The 15,170-nt window shown below is 71.6% G+C and carries 14 protein-coding genes; 4 read left to right on the top strand and 10 right to left on the bottom strand.

The window, feature by feature from the left end; translation table 11 throughout:
* The first annotated feature begins 26 nt into the window (after window positions 1-26).
* Window positions 27-467, top strand: coding sequence for an RNA-binding S4 domain-containing protein (locus ACNYS0_RS30095; protein WP_422477937.1), 441 nt, complete (start codon window positions 27-29; stop codon window positions 465-467).
* 215 nt (window positions 468-682) lie between these two features.
* Here ACNYS0_RS30095 and ACNYS0_RS30090 read toward each other — a convergent pair whose 3' ends face one another.
* Entirely contained in the window at window positions 683-1,363 is a 681-nt protein-coding gene (locus tag ACNYS0_RS30090; protein ID WP_422477935.1) for a class I SAM-dependent methyltransferase, read from the bottom strand.
* Window positions 1,364-1,475: 112 nt separating this feature from the next.
* Here ACNYS0_RS30090 and ACNYS0_RS30085 point away from each other — a divergent pair, with 112 nt between their 5' ends.
* On the top strand, window positions 1,476-1,781 hold the full coding sequence (locus ACNYS0_RS30085; RefSeq protein ID WP_422477933.1) for a DUF6343 family protein: 306 nt from the start codon (window positions 1,476-1,478) through the stop codon (window positions 1,779-1,781).
* Between the two features lie 6 nt (window positions 1,782-1,787).
* On the opposite strand, the gene ACNYS0_RS30080 is transcribed toward ACNYS0_RS30085, so the two are convergent.
* From ACNYS0_RS30080 to rpsA, 6 genes are all read right to left on the bottom strand, one after another.
* Window positions 1,788-2,150 (bottom strand): tetratricopeptide repeat protein, encoded by a 363-nt coding sequence (locus ACNYS0_RS30080; RefSeq protein ID WP_422477931.1) that lies wholly within the window; start codon window positions 2,148-2,150, stop codon window positions 1,788-1,790.
* Window positions 2,151-2,241: 91 nt separating this feature from the next.
* A complete protein-coding gene (locus ACNYS0_RS30075; RefSeq protein ID WP_422477929.1) occupies window positions 2,242-2,634 on the bottom strand; it encodes a hypothetical protein in 393 nt (130 codons plus the stop codon).
* Window positions 2,631-3,239, bottom strand: a complete 609-nt coding sequence (coaE, locus tag ACNYS0_RS30070; protein WP_422477927.1) for a dephospho-CoA kinase — start codon at window positions 3,237-3,239, stop codon at window positions 2,631-2,633. Before coaE ends, ACNYS0_RS30075 begins: the two co-directional genes overlap by 4 nt.
* A 63-nt stretch (window positions 3,240-3,302) precedes the next feature.
* Window positions 3,303-4,241: a PAC2 family protein gene (locus ACNYS0_RS30065; RefSeq protein WP_422477925.1), complete on the bottom strand. Its 939-nt coding sequence runs from the start codon at window positions 4,239-4,241 to the stop codon at window positions 3,303-3,305.
* A gap of 126 nt (window positions 4,242-4,367) precedes the next feature.
* Window positions 4,368-5,894, bottom strand: a complete 1,527-nt coding sequence (locus ACNYS0_RS30060; RefSeq protein WP_422482812.1) for a flavin monoamine oxidase family protein — start codon at window positions 5,892-5,894, stop codon at window positions 4,368-4,370.
* A 361-nt stretch (window positions 5,895-6,255) separates the two neighbouring features.
* Complete coding sequence (gene rpsA / locus ACNYS0_RS30055; protein ID WP_385765598.1) at window positions 6,256-7,776, bottom strand: 30S ribosomal protein S1; 1,521 nt, start codon at window positions 7,774-7,776, stop codon at window positions 6,256-6,258.
* Between the two features lie 375 nt (window positions 7,777-8,151).
* On the opposite strand from rpsA, the gene ACNYS0_RS30050 reads away from it, so the two are divergent.
* Both ACNYS0_RS30050 and hrpB read left to right on the top strand, forming a co-directional pair.
* Window positions 8,152-8,982, top strand: a complete 831-nt coding sequence (locus tag ACNYS0_RS30050) for a class I SAM-dependent methyltransferase (protein ID WP_422477923.1) — start codon at window positions 8,152-8,154, stop codon at window positions 8,980-8,982.
* Window positions 8,983-9,028: 46 nt separating this feature from the next.
* The gene (gene hrpB, locus ACNYS0_RS30045) at window positions 9,029-11,599 is read left to right on the top strand and encodes an ATP-dependent helicase HrpB (RefSeq protein WP_422477921.1); all 2,571 of its coding nucleotides are present in this window, start codon (window positions 9,029-9,031) and stop codon (window positions 11,597-11,599) included.
* Here hrpB and pgfA read toward each other — a convergent pair.
* The 3 genes from pgfA to ACNYS0_RS30030 form a co-directional block, all read right to left on the bottom strand.
* A complete protein-coding gene (gene pgfA, locus ACNYS0_RS30040) occupies window positions 11,589-12,593 on the bottom strand; it encodes a cell envelope lipid trafficking protein PgfA (protein WP_422477919.1) in 1,005 nt (334 codons plus the stop codon). The two genes, hrpB and pgfA, sit on opposite strands and share 11 nt — an antisense overlap.
* Window positions 12,594-12,632: 39 nt before the next feature.
* Window positions 12,633-12,767, bottom strand: a complete 135-nt coding sequence (locus tag ACNYS0_RS30035) for an SPW_0924 family protein (protein WP_422477917.1) — start codon at window positions 12,765-12,767, stop codon at window positions 12,633-12,635.
* Window positions 12,768-12,936: 169 nt separating this feature from the next.
* A complete protein-coding gene (locus ACNYS0_RS30030; protein ID WP_422477915.1) occupies window positions 12,937-14,634 on the bottom strand; it encodes a lytic transglycosylase domain-containing protein in 1,698 nt (565 codons plus the stop codon).
* Between the last annotated feature and the right edge of the window lie 536 nt (window positions 14,635-15,170).

The following is a 15,170-nucleotide window of genomic DNA, read 5'->3' as shown; positions in this document are numbered from 1 at the left end:
GCCCGCGCGGGACTATCGTCGGACGCATGGCATCGCAGACACCGGGGACACCACAGGCGCCGGACGGTCCGGACGGCGGCGGGAGCGTGCGGGTCGACAGCTGGATCTGGGCCGTACGCCTGGTCAAGACACGCTCGGCGGGCGCCGCGGCCTGCAAGGGCGGGCATGTCAAGGTCAACGGGACGAGCGTCAAGCCCGCCCACGCGCTGCGCATCGGGGACGAGGTGCGGGTGCGCAGGCCCGGCGACCGCGAGCGCCTGGTGAAGGTGGTGCGTCTGATCCGCAAGCGGGTCGGGGCGCCGGTCGCCGCCGAGGCCTACGTCGACAACTCCCCGCCGCCGCCCCCGCGCGAGGTGATCACCCCGGTCGGCGTCCGCGACCGCGGCGCGGGCCGCCCGACGAAGCGCGACCGCCGGGAACTGGAACGCCTCCGGGACGTCTTCGGCCAGGGCCCGCCCGGCAATTGAGGCACGGCCCCCGGGGCGAAAGATTGGGGCTCTGCCCCATACCCCGCTGCTCAATCGCCGCAGGGGCTTGATTTTTCAAGCCCCTGCGGCAAATCAAGCCCCAGCGGCGGGTGGGCAAAATCAAGCCCCGCCGGCGATTGAGGCGCGGGGTCCGGGGCGGAGCCCCGTGGCGTAGGACCGGTGTCCCGAAACGGAACCGAGGGCCCCACCCACCGTCACGCCAAAACAGCCCGCACCCACGTCCCGTCCTCCGTCAGCACCCGGTCGACCTCCAACCCGGCCTGCGCCAGCGCCTGTTCGAACTCCGCCGGACTGAGCGGGCACACCCGGTACGTCTGCGTCCACACCGCATCCGGGAACTCGTACTCGACCTTCACCGAGCGCACGCCCTCGCCCACCGGCTCCGAGTAGAGCTTGCGGATCGTGAACCCACCGCCGGGCCCGGTCACTTCCCGCGGCAGGTTCTCGTGCGCCCCCTGCCGCTCGCGCTGGATCAGCACGCTGCCGCCCTCGGCGACATGACGCCGGCACGCGGCGAGCATCCCCGCACGCACCTCCGGGTCCCCGGTGTGGACGAGGATGGACCCGAGCAGCACCACGTCGAACGTCTCGCCGAGGTCGAGGCTCTCGATGGCGCCGCGCACCGTGCGCGCGCCCCTGACCCGCTCCAGCATCTCCGGCGACTCGTCCACCGCAGTCACCTGGAAGCCACGCTCGACGAGCCCGTGCGTCACGCGCCCGACCCCGCAGCCGAGCTCCAGCACGGTCGCACCGGCGGGCACGGCGCCCGCGACGACATCCGGTTCGTCCTCGACCACGAGCCGCGAATACAGCTCCACGGCACAGCCGTCCGGCGTGATGGCGCCCGGTCCCGTGCCCTCATATCCCGTACGCATCTCAAGGCTCATGCAGGCCCAACGAACCGCCCACCCGTCCGGTTCCAGCCGGCCGCCCCCGCACCCGTGAGTGGCATCCTGGAAGGTGCCGCACCCCGAGGGGATGGTGATCATGGACCGCACGCATCCGCATCGCACGCACCTGCCGCATCCGGCGCACTTCGTCCGCACCGGTGACGAGCCGGTCACCGCCCGCAGCCCGCTGCGCCTGCGGCTCGGGCTCGCGCTGTTCGGGCTCGTGTGGACGGTCTTCGGTACGGTCGCGTTCCTGCTCGCGCACCGCCCGGGGTGGGCCCTGGCCTGCGGAATCCTCTGGCTGATCACGACGGTCGACCTGTTCATGATCCTGCGGCACATCCGCCAGGGCCCGCACTACCAGCCGGGCCGGGACGTCCCGCCGTACCGCAGGGCGCGCTAGCGCCCCTCAGTCGTCGAAGCGGGCCGCCGCCAGGTACTCCGGCTGCGGGTCGAGCGCGGCGGCGAGGCGGAAGTGCTTGCGCGCCTGCCGCGGGCGCGACCACCGCTCGTACGTCCTGGCCAGCGCGAAGTGCGCGAACGCGTTGTCCGGCTCGCGCTCCAGGACGATCGTGAACTCCAGCTCGGCCGCCCGCAGTTGCGCGGCGGCGAAGAAGGCGCGGGCCCGCAGCAGCCGGGCCGCCGTGTGCTCCGGATGGGCGGCGAGCACGTCGTCCAGAAGCTTCACCGCTCCGCGCGGATCGCGCGCGGCGAGGAGCTGCTCGGCGGCGCGATAGTCGATGACGTGTGTCTCCGGGGTGGCCTCGGGCACGACGAACCTCCTCCTGGTGTCGACCAGGTCAACACCGTGGACCGTGAGGGCTATTCCTTCCCCCGGCCCTGCGGCGGAACACGCGGCGCGGTCAGCGCGAGCGGCTCAGGGACACCGTGAGCACCATGCCCACGAGCACGAGCAGGGCTCCCGCGATCATGAAGGCCCGGTCGACGCCGGGCCGTTCGCCGCCGAGCAGCACGGTCTCGCGCGGATCCTCCGTGTCGTACGCGACGCTGACGACCCCGCCTGCGGGCAGCGGACGCCGCTTGCTGGGCGGCACCGGCGAGACGACCTCCACGACCCGCCCGTCCCCCGTCTCGAACTGCAACAAGGGCCGGTCCGAACCCTGCGGCGGCGGCTTGACCAGAGCCTGCGCGATGTTCCCCGCGCCCTGGATGCGACGACCGCGCTGCACCCCGTACGCGCCCGCGACCAGCGCCACCAGACCGCCCAGCGCGGTGCAGGCGGCGAGAACGATCACGCGGTCGCGGCACGCGCCCGGCGCGCCAGCTCCGCCCAGACCTCGTCGACCCGCGCCCGGAGCCGCTCCAGCGGTACGTCGTTGTCGATCACGATGTCGGCGATCTCGAGGCGCTTCTCGCGGGTGGCCTGCGCGGCCATCCGGGCCCGCGCGTCCTCCTCGCTCATGCCGCGAAGCCGGGTGAGGCGGTCGAGCTGGGTCTCGGGGCTCGCGTCGACGACGATCACCAGGTCGTAGAGCGGGGCGAGCCCGTTCTCGGTGAGCAGCGGCACGTCGTGCACGACGACGGAGTCGGGGCCCGCGGCGGCCTCCAGCTCGGCGGACCGGGTGCCGACCAGGGGGTGCACGATCTTGTTGAGGGTGGCCAGCTTGTCGGAATCCGCGAACACGACGGACCCGAGCTTCGGCCGGTCGAGGCTGCCGTCCGCGGCGAGCACCTCGTCGCCGAACGCCTCGACGACGGCCGCGAGCCCCTCGGTCCCGGGCTCGACGACCTCCCGCGCGATCCTGTCGGCATCGATCAGCACGGCCCCCCGCTCCACGAGCAGCCGTGACACCTCACTCTTGCCGGCGCCGATTCCGCCGGTCAGCCCCACCTTCAACATAAGCGGAAGCTTAGGGCCTGTCCGGGGAATCGGGCAGAGCCCGTGATCAGGCAGGGGCCGTGATCAGGCGTCGCCCTCGCGCTCCGCCAGGAACTTCTCGAACTCCTGGCCGATCTCGTCCGCCGACGGGATGTCCATGGGCTCCGCCAGCATGTTGCCCCGCTGGTTCGCTCCGGCAGCCGCGTCGTACTGGTGCTCAAGGCCCTGGACCAGGGAGACCAGCTCCTCGTCGCCCTCCTGGACCTGCCGGTCGATCTCCGTCTGCGTGCGGTGCGCATCCGTGCGCAGCCCGTGCGCGACGCCCGGCAGCACCATTCCGGTCGCCGCCGTGATCGCCTCGAGGACGGTCAGCGCGGCGTCCGGGTACGCGGAACGCGCGATGTAGTGCGGGACGTGCGCGGCGACACCGAGGACGTCGTGCCCGGCCTCCATGAGGCGGTACTCGACGAGGGCCGCGGCGCTGCCCGGCACCTGCGCCTCGTCGAACGGGCTGGCGTGTCCGGGCACCAGATCGGTGCGGTTGCCGTGCGGGGTGAGGCCGACGGGGCGGGTGTGCGGGACGCCCATCGGAATCCCGTGGAAGTTCACCGCGAGGCGCACGCCGAGACGCTCCGCGATCTGCCGCACCGCGGCCGCGAAACGCTCCCACTCGACATCCGGCTCGGGCCCGGCGAGCAACAGGAACGGCGCCCCCGTCGCATCCTGCACGAGCCGCACCTCCAGCACCGGCGTCTCGTACTCGGTCCACCGGTCGCGCCGGAACGTCAGCAGCGGGCGGCGCGAGCGGTAGTCCACGAGCCGGTCGTGGTCGAAGCGGGCGACCACCTGGTGCGGCAACGAGTCGATGAGCCGCTCGACGATCTGGTCGCCGGTCTCACCGGCGTCGATGTATCCGTCGAAGTGATAGAGCATGACCAACCCGGCCGACTCCTGGGCCAGCGCCATGTCCACGGCGGCGAGCCCCTTCGGCTCCCATGAGTACAAATCCTGCGGATCAAGCACAGTGACCGCTCCTCCTCGTGTTCCATCCCAAGAACGCGCGGAGCGGGTGCGGACATTCCCGCCCGCACCCTTTCTCAGCTGCCTCTTACGAAGATGAACGACGCGTGAGGGGGCGTCGGGCCATGGTCAGTCGGCCAGCACGCGCGCGTGCAGCCTGCTCACGGCCCGCCGCGCCGACGTGAACGCCCCGTGCTGCCAGGCGTCGGTGTAGCTGAGCCAGTCGCCGGCGAAGTAGACGCGGCCCGTCGGCTCGTTGAGCGGCTTGTAGCGGGGATCGTCGGGGCCGCCCGGGGTGTCGTGCCAGGCGGCTTCCAGGTGCGGCGTCTGCCGCCAGTGGTGCGAGAACGAGGACGCCAGCTCACTCCGGTACTTCTCGCCGTAGATCTTCACGCCCTGCGCCACGGCCCGCGCCTCGCGCTTGTCGGGCGTGAGCTTCGCGTACGCGTCGGCATCGGCCTCGTAGTTGTAGTAGCCGATCATGAGGCCGCGCTCGCCGTGGAACCCGTACGACGGGTGCCAGATGTGGCTGAGGTCCATGTCGGTCTCGGTGATGCCGCCGTAGATCCGGTGGTCCAGCTCCCACCAGCGGGACCTGTACTCCAGGCCGATCTTCCCCGCGGACTGCGGCGTGATGGCCTCCAGGGCGCTCTGCACGCCGGAGCCGAGGTTGTGCGGGATCTTGGCGAGGATGTTGGGCGGCAGCGCCCCGACGCAGAAGTCCGCCTCGACGACCCTGGTCCGACCGCCCTGCGCGTAGGTGACGGAGACCCCGTCCCCCTTGTCCGTGATCTTGCTGACGACTGCCCCGGTACGTATCCGGGAAGCCCCTATCGCGCCCGTCAGCGCCTTCGGTATCCGGTCCATCCCGCCGACCGGCTGGAACATCAGCATGGCCTGGTCGAAGCCGAACTCGAAGGAGAAGTAGCGCCCGACGCCGCTCGCGAACACCTCGGACGCGGAGGGCACGTCCCCGAGCACCACGCCCGGCGTCCCGGTCGCGGCGGGCACGGTCGAGTACCCGCGCCGGTCGCACCCCTCGTAGGCGAGCTTGTCCCCCAGCGCCCCGAAGTCCTTCAGGAACTCGACGAGCCGCTCCTGGTCGGCACTGCTCAGCTCCTTGTCCAGCGCCCCCTTGTCGGAGGCCTTGGCCAGCAGCTCGGACACGTAGCCGTAGACATCGGCCTTGGCGGTTCTGTACCGCACGGGCTTCGTCATCCCCGCGGACTCGTTGAAGAGGTACGCGTCGGCATTGGTATTGGTGAACACCTCGATGGGGACGCCGAGTTCACGGCAGTAGTCGAGCGTCACCATCCACTGCGGAAGTCTCGCGGGTCCGGCGTTCATGTACTGCCCGTCGCTGAAGCGCGCGGTCTGCCGGTTCCCGTACGTGTCGACGGTCGAATCCCCGCCCCGCACCGTGAAGTTGCGTCCGCCGGTCCGGTCCCTGGCCTCCAGGACCGTACAGTCGTAGCCGGCCTTGCCCAGCTCGTACGCGGTGGCGAGCCCGGCGATGCCACCGCCCACGATCACGACCTTCGCGGCGCCGCGGCCGCTCAGCGAGAAGTCCCCCGACCGCGGCGCGCGGTACGGCGCTTCGCGCCGCGCGGCCTGCGCGGTGGGTGCGAGCCCGAGGGCCCCCATGGTCGCGAACATGGCCCCGGCACCCCCGCTGACGCCCACGTTCCGCAGGAACGCCCGCCGACTGCTGCCCGTCCTTGCCGCCTGCTGTGCTGCCGCCATGTGCCCAGCTCCCCTCGGGATCAGTCCGATCTTGACCGACCCGGGGATGCTGGCAACGCCGTGTTACGGCCCGCCCCCACTGGGTGTATCCCCCACGTAACAGACGCCCCCGGGGCCACGGGATCTGTTCGGGGCGCGGGGAACCGCGCGCGCAACGCCGCCGCCCGTGGAACAGCCGACGACCCGACGCTCTGTGGCCCAAGGCAAAAAACAACGGTGGGCCCGCACCCAAAGGTGCGGGCCCACCGCTAACTACCTGCTAGCGCAGAGCGTTTCAGCTCTGGCCACCCGCCAGCTTCTCGCGAAGCGCGGCGAGCGCCTCGTCCGAGGCGAGCGCGCCGGAGTTGTCGGCCGTCTCCGAGGAGTACGAGCCGCCGCCGCCACCGCTGCCACCGGACGCCGCCGGAGCCGAGGCACCGGCGGGAGCCGCGGCACCCTCGGCCTCGGCCTGAGCGTCGGCCTCGCGGGACTTGATGACCTGAGCCTGGTGCTGCTCGAAGCGCTGCTGCGCCTCGGCGTACTGGGTCTCCCAGGCCTCGCGCTGGGTGTCGAAGCCCTCGAGCCAGTCGTTGGTCTCGGGGTCGAAGCCCTCGGGGTAGATGTAGTTGCCCTGGTCGTCGTAGGACGCGGCCATGCCGTACAGGGTCGGGTCGAACTCGACGACCGACGGGTCGGCGCCGAAGGCCTCGTTGGCCTGCTTCAGCGAGAGGCTGATGCGACGACGCTCGAGGTCGATGTCGATGACCTTGACGAAGATCTCGTCGTTGACCTGGACGACCTGCTCCGGGATCTCCACGTGACGCTCGGCCAGCTCGGAGATGTGGACCAGGCCCTCGATGCCCTCGTCGACGCGGACGAACGCACCGAACGGAACCAGCTTCGTGACCTTGCCGGGAACGACCTGGCCGATCTGGTGCGTACGGGCGAACTGCTGCCACGGGTCTTCCTGCGTCGCCTTCAGCGACAGGGAGACACGCTCGCGGTCCATGTCGACGTCGAGGACCTCGACGGTGACTTCCTGGCCGACCTCGACAACCTCGGACGGGTGGTCGATGTGCTTCCAGGAGAGCTCGGAGACGTGGACGAGACCGTCGACGCCACCCAGGTCCACGAAGGCACCGAAGTTGACGATCGAGGAAACGACGCCGGAGCGGACCTGACCCTTCTGCAGGGTGGTGAGGAACGTCTGGCGGACCTCGGACTGGGTCTGCTCGAGCCAGGCACGGCGGGACAGGACCACGTTGTTGCGGTTCTTGTCCAGCTCGATGATCTTCGCCTCGAGCTCCTTGCCCACGTAAGGCTGAAGGTCGCGGACGCGGCGCATCTCGACGAGGGAGGCCGGCAGGAAGCCACGGAGGCCGATGTCGAGGATGAGACCACCCTTGACGACCTCGATGACGGTACCGGTGACGATCCCGTCCTCTTCCTTGATCTTCTCGATCGTGCCCCAGGCACGCTCGTACTGAGCGCGCTTCTTGGACAGGATCAGGCGGCCTTCCTTGTCCTCCTTCTGGAGAACCAGGGCCTCGATCTCGTCGCCGACGGCCACGACCTCGTTCGGGTCGACGTCGTGCTTGATCGAGAGCTCGCGGCTCGGGATGACACCTTCGGTCTTGTAACCGATGTCGAGGAGAACCTCGTCCCGGTCAACCTTGACGATGACGCCGTCGACGATGTCGCCATCGTTGAAGTACTTGATCGTCTCGTCGATGGCGGCGAGGAATGCTTCCTCGTTACCGATGTCGTTGACCGCAACCTGCGGGGTGGTGGCGGTGGTCTCGGTGCTGCTCGTCATGTGGGAAAGGGCTCCGGCGGACATTGAAAGTCGGGGGGTACTGCTACGCCGGGAGCCCGTTTCGCTCTGAAGAAGCCGGACAGCCTTGGAAGCGCCGAATCCGGACTTCCGTGAGGAACCGGTGGCGCCTCGATAACCGAGGGGACATACAACAGATGCGAGCACAGCCTGCTATGTCCGAGGTGCGCAGGCCCGCAGCGCAACTTGTAGCATACGGGGGCAGCCGGACAGGGTCAATGCGCGAAGGCGCACACCCGGGGCGGATCGCCGCATACCCGGCACAAAACCTGTCACGCGAGGCCACTGGCGTCGCCATGGGCCTCGCAGGGCCCGCACACTATTACGAGGGAGCCGATCATCCAAGAGTCCGGACCAATGGAAGCGCACGACTCCCCCTCTACGGTCGACGACGACTCGACGGCGACCCGGCGGGACGCGGACACCACGGAGAGCGCGCGGGCCAACCGCGGCTGGTGGGACAGGAACGCGGACGACTACCAGGTCGAACACGGCACGTTTCTCGGCGACGACCGTTTCGTGTGGTGCCCCGAGGGGCTCGACGAGATCGAGGCCGAGCTGCTCGGCCCCCTCGACGAGCTCGCGGGCAAGGACATCCTGGAGATCGGGGCGGGCGCCGCGCAGTGCTCGCGCTGGCTGCTCGCCCAGGGCGCGCGTCCCGTCGCCCTCGACCTCTCGCACCGCCAGCTCCAGCACGCGCTGCGCATCGACGGCGGCAAGGTGCCGCTCGTGGAGGCGGACGCGAGCGTGCTCCCCTTCAAGGACGGCTCCTTCGACCTCGCCTGCTCCGCGTACGGGGCGCTCCCCTTCATCGCGGACCAGGTGCAGGTGCTGCGCGAGGTGCACCGCGTGCTGCGGCCCGGCGGCCGGTTCGTCTTCTCCGTCACGCACCCGATCCGCTGGGCGTTCCCCGACGAGCCGGGCCCCGAGGGCCTGTCCGTCGCCGCCTCGTACTTCGACCGCACCCCTTATGTGGAGCAGGACGAACAAGGGCGGGCCGTGTACGTCGAGCACCACCGGACCATCGGGGACCGGGTGCGGGACGTGGTGGCGGGCGGCTTCCGGCTCGTCGACCTCGTGGAGCCCGAGTGGCCCGAGTGGAACACGCAGGAGTGGGGCGGCTGGTCGCCGCTGCGCGGGAACCTGATCCCGGGGACGTCGATCTTCGTGTGCGAGCGGAGCGAGTAGGGGGCACCCCCGGCCGAAGGCCGGGGGAGGGGGAGAGACTGAGGGAGTGACCTCACCCTCCTCCCCCTCTTCTCCCACTTCGCCCCCTCCCCCTCCCTCTTCTCCTCGTCACGACGCGCTGCGGGCCCTTCCCGTACGGTCCGCGCTGCCCGCGCTGCGCTCCGCGCTCGACGGCGACGGGGTCGCGGTGCTCGTGGCGCCGCCCGGCACCGGCAAGACGACCCTGGTGCCGCTGGTGCTGGCCGGGCTGCTCGACGAGGACGCTCCCGTACGTCGAGTGGTGGTCGCCGAGCCGCGGCGGATCGCGGCCCGTGCGGCGGCCCGGCGGATGGCGTGGCTGCTCGGCGAGAAGGTCGGGGAGCGGGTCGGTTACACGGTGCGCGGGGAGCGCGTCGTCGGGCCGCGCACCCGCGTCGAGGTGGTCACGACGGGTGTGCTGCTGCAACGGCTCCAGCGGGACCAGGAGTTGTCCGGCGTCGACGCCGTGATGCTCGACGAGGTGCACGAGCGGCACCTGGACGCGGACACCGTGGCCGCCTTCCTGTGGGACGTGCGTGAGGCGCTGCGTCCTGAGCTGAAGCTGGTCGCGGCGTCCGCGACGACGGACGCCGAGGGATGGGCGTCGCTGCTCGGGGGCGCTCCGGTCGTCGAGGCCGAGGGCGTCTCGTACCCGGTGGACGTGGTGTGGGCGCCGCCCCCGCGTCCGGTGCGGCCGCCGCACGGGATGCGGGTGGATCCGGCGCTGCTCACGCATGTGGCGTCCGTGGTGCGGCGTGCGCTCGCCGAGCGGGACGGCGATGTGCTGTGTTTCCTGCCGGGCGTCGGGGAGATCGCGCGGGTGGCCGGGCAGTTGGGCGGCCTGGGCGAGGTGGACGTGTTGCAGGTGCACGGGCGGGCGCCGGCCGCCGTGCAGGACGCGGTGCTCTCGGCGGGCGCGCGGCGACGGGTCGTCCTTGCCACGGCCGTCGCCGAGTCGTCGTTGACCGTGCCCGGGGTGCGGGTCGTCGTGGACGCGGGGCTCGCGAGGGAGCCGCGGGTCGACCACGCGCGCGGGCTGAGCGCGCTGACGACCGTACGGGCCTCCCGGGCGGCCGGGACGCAGCGGGCGGGCCGTGCCGGGCGTGAGGCGCCGGGTGTCGTGTACCGGTGCTGGGAGGAGGCGGAGGACGGGCGCCTCGCGCGCTTCCCCTCCCCCGAGATCAAGGTGGCGGACCTGACGGCGTTCGCGTTGCAGGTGGCGTGCTGGGGCGACCCGGACGCGTCGGGGCTCGCGCTCCTTGACGCGCCCCCCGGCGGCGCGATGGCGGCGGCACGGTCCGTGCTGACGGCGGTCGGGGCGGTCGAGGGGGATTCGGGCCGGGCCACGGGGCGGGGCGCCCGGCTCGCGCGGCTCGGGCTGCATCCGCGTCTTGGGCGGGCGCTGGTGGACGCGGCGCCCGTCGTCTCCGGGAAGCGGGCGGCGGAGGTCGTGGCGCTGCTGAGCGAGGAGCCTCCGCGGGACTACGGGGACGATCTCGGCGGGGCGTTGCGGGCCGCCCGCCGCGGGGGCGACGCGTATGCGCGGCGCTGGGCCGCGGAAGTGCGGAGGCTGGCGCGCCTGGTCCCGGAGGAGACGAGCGTCCCGCCCTCACGTGCCATCGAATCCGACGATCACGCCGTCGGTGTCGTCGCCGCGCTCGCCTTCCCCGAGCGGGTCGCCCGGCGCTCCGGCGGCTCGCTGCTCATGGTGAACGGCACCCGTGCCGACGTTCCCGACGGGTCCGCCCTGCGGGACGCCGAGTGGGTCGCCGTCGCCGTGGCGGACCGGCCCGTGGGGGCAGGGCACGCGCGCGTGCGGCTCGGTGCCGTGGTGGACGAGGAGGTCGCCCGGCGGGCCGCCGCGTCCCTGTTCCGCGAAGGCGACGAAGTGGCCTGGGCGGACGGCGAATTGGTGGCCCGGCACGTTACCCGGCTCGGCGCCGTGGAACTCGCCGTACGCCCTCTCAAGAACCCCGCCCCCGGTCTCGTACGGGACGCTCTGCTCGAAGGGCTACGGCGCGAGGGGCTCGGGCTGCTGCGGTGGAGCAGGGACGCCGTGGCGCTGCGGGAGCGCCTTGCGTTTCTGCGGCGGCACGTCGGGGAGCCGTGGCCGGACGTGAGCGACGAGGCGCTGCACGCGCGCGTGGACGAGTGGCTGGAGCCCGAGCTGAGCGCGGCGCGACGCCGGGCGGACCTCGGGCGGATCGACGCCGGGGAGGCGCTGAAGCGGCTGCTGCCGTGGGCGGGCGGTCAGGCGGCGCGCCTGGACGAGCTGGCGCCGGAGCGGCTCGAAGTGCCGAGCGGGTCCCGGATCCGGCTCGACTACTCCACGCCCGAACAGCCCGTGCTCGCCGTGAAGTTGCAGGAGATGTTCGGGCTGCGCGAGACACCGCGCGTGGCCGGGGTCCCGGTGCTCGTGCACCTGCTGTCGCCCGCCGGACGGCCAGCCGCCGTCACGGCGGACCTGGCCTCGTTCTGGGGCGACGGCTACCGCTCCGTACGGGCCGATCTGCGCGGCCGCTACCCCAAGCACCCGTGGCCCGAGGACCCGGCGGCCGCCGAGCCCACGCGGCACACGAACGCCCGCCTCAGACGCTGACCGGGTCGGGCTCCGGCTCGGCCACCGGCGTCTCCTCCGGCTCGCCGGGACGTCGGCTGCGCGCCTCCAGCCACAGCGAGAGCGCGAGCAGCAGCGCGCCGAGGATCAGGAAGCCCCACGGCAGGTAGGACGTCAGGAGCAGGACCAGGACGCGCTGCGACTTGACCAGGTCGACCGTCGACTCGATGAAGTCGGGGCGCATCTTCACGTGGCCCGCGAACGCGGTGACCTTCTTGTCGGGGTCGGCGGCGAGGAGCGTGCCGCCGCGCATCTCCTCCTTGTGGATCTCCTCGCCGTAGACGGGGGCGCCGGTCGTCGGGTCGACCCAGAACTTGCGGACCGTCGTGTAGTACATCTTGGTGCCGGTCTTGGCGACGGACTCCGGGGTGATGCCCTTGACGGGGAGCTTCTTGGGGAAGGAGACCTTCGTCCACGGGATGGTCTGCTCGAAGTAGTAGACGCTCAGGCCGTGGAAGTTCTGGGTGCCCTTGTAGTGGATGGGGCGGGTGACGCGGGCGCGCGCGTCGAAGTACTCGTAGTCCCGCTTCTCCGTCAGGAACGGCCACTTGAACTCGATGCCCTCGCGTTTGACCGGGTCGCCGTCGACGGACTCGCCCTTGGCGTGCACGGGGGCCGAGCTGTGGGCGTCGAAGATGTAGCGCTCGGGGATCTCGGTGACCATCTTGCCGTCGGGTCCCACGCCGTAGGTCAGGCCGTCCCAGACGACGACGTCGCGTCCGGCGGTCTTCTCGATCTTGTTCGACTCCTCGACGTTGCCCTTGAGGGTCTGCACGATGCTGAGCTTGGGGACCTTCTTCTCCTTCATGGTCCCGTAGTCGATCAGGGTCGCGTTCTTCGCCTCCAGGACCATGGTCTGGTACTGGCTCGGAGGGATCTTCGCGAGGCGCGGGAACGCGTACCAGCGCATCAGCGGGGACATCGCCGTGAAGAACACGGCGAAGGCGAGCAGGATCAGGCTGGCCTTGCGGCGCATCGCGGCGGCCCTCCTCAGCTACGGGCGTGGCACGGGCTTCTACGGGTGTTCGGGCACGGAGTGCAGCAGCGGTTTCGGGGACGTCTCGCCCGGCGGGGCACCGACCGCGGTCATGGTGAGGACCAGGGCGAGCGCCGCGGCGAGACCGATCGCCGCGGCGACGAGAGCGCGCATGTCCGACCTCCCTGCGGCCTTGCGGCACACGGAATCTGATGAGGCGTCAGGCCTCTGGGTCGGTGCACCGTAGCAACGCGGGGCGGGAATGAGAACACGTTGTACGGGACGCAGTTGAGCCCCCGACCATGTGCGGTCGGGGGCTCAACTGCGCGGTGCGCGGCGGGTGTTACGAGGCGGAGGCGGCGGTCACCTTCAACTCGACGTCGAGCGTCGCGCCGCCCGTCGTGGTGACGCGCAGCAGGAACGTGCCGGTGGTGTCGTCCGCGTAGAGCTTGGGCACGGTGAGGTGGCCCTCGGCGTCGGCCGTCAGGCCCTTGACGGTGCGGATCGTCCTGCCGTCCGCGTCCTTGAAGTAGGGGCCCTTGTCCGCCTCGGTCGCGTCGTCCGCGGCCTTGACGAGGGTCGCGGTCGCGCCGACCTTGCCGGCGGCGACGCCCTTGTACGTGGCGTTCAGCTCGACGGCCTTGGCGAAGGTGCCGCCCGCCTCGCAGGTCATCTCTTCCGCGTCGACGCGGGTCAGCTTGTCGGCGCGCGCGGTGACCGTCGCCGTGGAATAGACGGGGTCCACGGTCCGGCCGACGACGGTGGCGCGGACCTTGAACTGACCGGTCTGCTTCCCTGCCCTGACCGCGGGCGCGGTGGCCACGCCGGAGCCGTCCGTGGTGACGGTGGCGCTGGTGACGCCGCCGGAGAACGTGGCGTCGGTGTCGCCGACGATCGCGAAACGAATCTTCGCGGAGGCGACGGCGGCGCCCGCCGCGTTCCTCGCCTTCACCTTGGCCCGCTCGCCGAAGGTGTCGTCCTGGAGGGCGGCGAGGGTGCCGGTGCCGGCGTCGGCGAGCTTGGTGACGGACTGGGTGGGCGTGGGGTCGGGGGTGGGGCTCGTGGTGGGCGGCTTGGTCGTGCCATCGCCGCCGGGGCTCGTCGAGCCGCCGCCGGACGGGGTCTTGGGCGGGTTCTTGGACGGCGGCTTCGTGGTCGTCGTGTCCGAGGACGGGCGGTCGGAGTCGCGACCGGTGGGGCTCGGCGACGGGCTCGCGCCGCTGCCGCTGCCGCCGCCGCTCGGGTGCCTGGGCAGCACGCCGGTGCCGTCGGGGACCGAGTGCGAGTGCTTGCGGTAGTAGTCCAGCCAGGACAGCACGGTGGCGAGGTACTTCGTGGAGTTGTTGTAGCTGAGGATCGCCTTGTTCAGCTGCGTGGCGTTGGACAGGTCGCGGTCGGCGCGGCACAGGTAGTGGCCCGCGGCGAGGGCGGCGTCGTAGACGTTGTTCGGGTCCTTCTTGCCGTCGCCGTTGCCGTCGCGGCCCGCCCACTCCCAGGTGGAGGGGATGAACTGCATGGGGCCCACGGCCCGGTCGTGGACCGTGTCGCCGTCGTAGGAGCCGCCGTCGGTGTCGGTGATCTTCGCGAAGCCGTTGCCGTCCAGGGGCGGCCCCGTGATCGCGTGGAGCGTGTTGCCGTCCTTGTCGACGTCGCCGCCGCGGGCCTGGCCCGACTCGACCTTGCCGATCGCGGCGAGCAGCTGCCAGTCCAGGTTGCAGCCGGGCTTCGTGGTGCCTATCTCTGCGGCGGCCTTCTTGTACGCGTCGAGGACGGTCGCGGGGATGCCGGAGTCGTCGCCACCGGGCGGAGGCTTCGGCGAGTCGGTGGGGCTGTCCAGCGGGGGCAGGTCCGAGTAGTAGTCCGGGCCCGTCGCCGAGTCCGGTGGGGTGTCGTCCGAGCGGTCCGCCGCGGAATTGCCGCTGTCCCCGTGCGGGGTGGTCACGCCGGGCGCCTGGGACGCGGACAGGGCCGCCACCGCCGCGGCGGCGACCGCGGCCGTCATGACTCCCCTGCGCAGTCGCCTTCCGAATACCGCCGCCATGCCGCGAGCCCTCCCCTTGTCGCCTGTACCGACCCGCGGCGCTCCCCAGCGCGCGGATCCCGCCGACCCTACGACAACTTCCGCCGCACAGACACCCGTTCGCGCCCGGTATTGAACGATTGCGCCGCTACGGATGCCGTACGACTCCACGCTCGCACGGAGCGGACAACGGGGCGACACGTGCCGTTCACCATCAGCCATGCCGCGGCGGTGCTGCCCTTCGTGCGGCGGGACGGCGCGGGGCGGGAGCGGGTGTGGGGGCCGGAGTGGCGCTGTACGCGCTGGTGAGCCACTCACGGTCCACGCGGCGAGCGAGGCTGTTCAAGCCCCGCATGTGGACGAGAGGCCGCGGGGTCCGGGGCAGAGCCCCGCGACCTGGGCCGGCGCGGGCCGCGACAACGCGACCCGCACCCGACCGGCCCTAGGGCCCTTCTGACGGATCTTGCTGGAGTCGCGGGCCCTGGCACGCGCATCTGCGGCGTTGTCGTCGGTTGCCAACTTCCCCAAGCTCTCGGCTTCGCTCGAGCAGGGGAGGC

This window comes from Streptomyces anthophorae, from assembly GCF_049310305.1.
In the GTDB taxonomy this organism is placed as follows: Bacteria; Actinomycetota; Actinomycetes; order Streptomycetales; family Streptomycetaceae; genus Streptomyces.
This window is presented reverse-complemented; position numbering and strand designations above follow the sequence as displayed.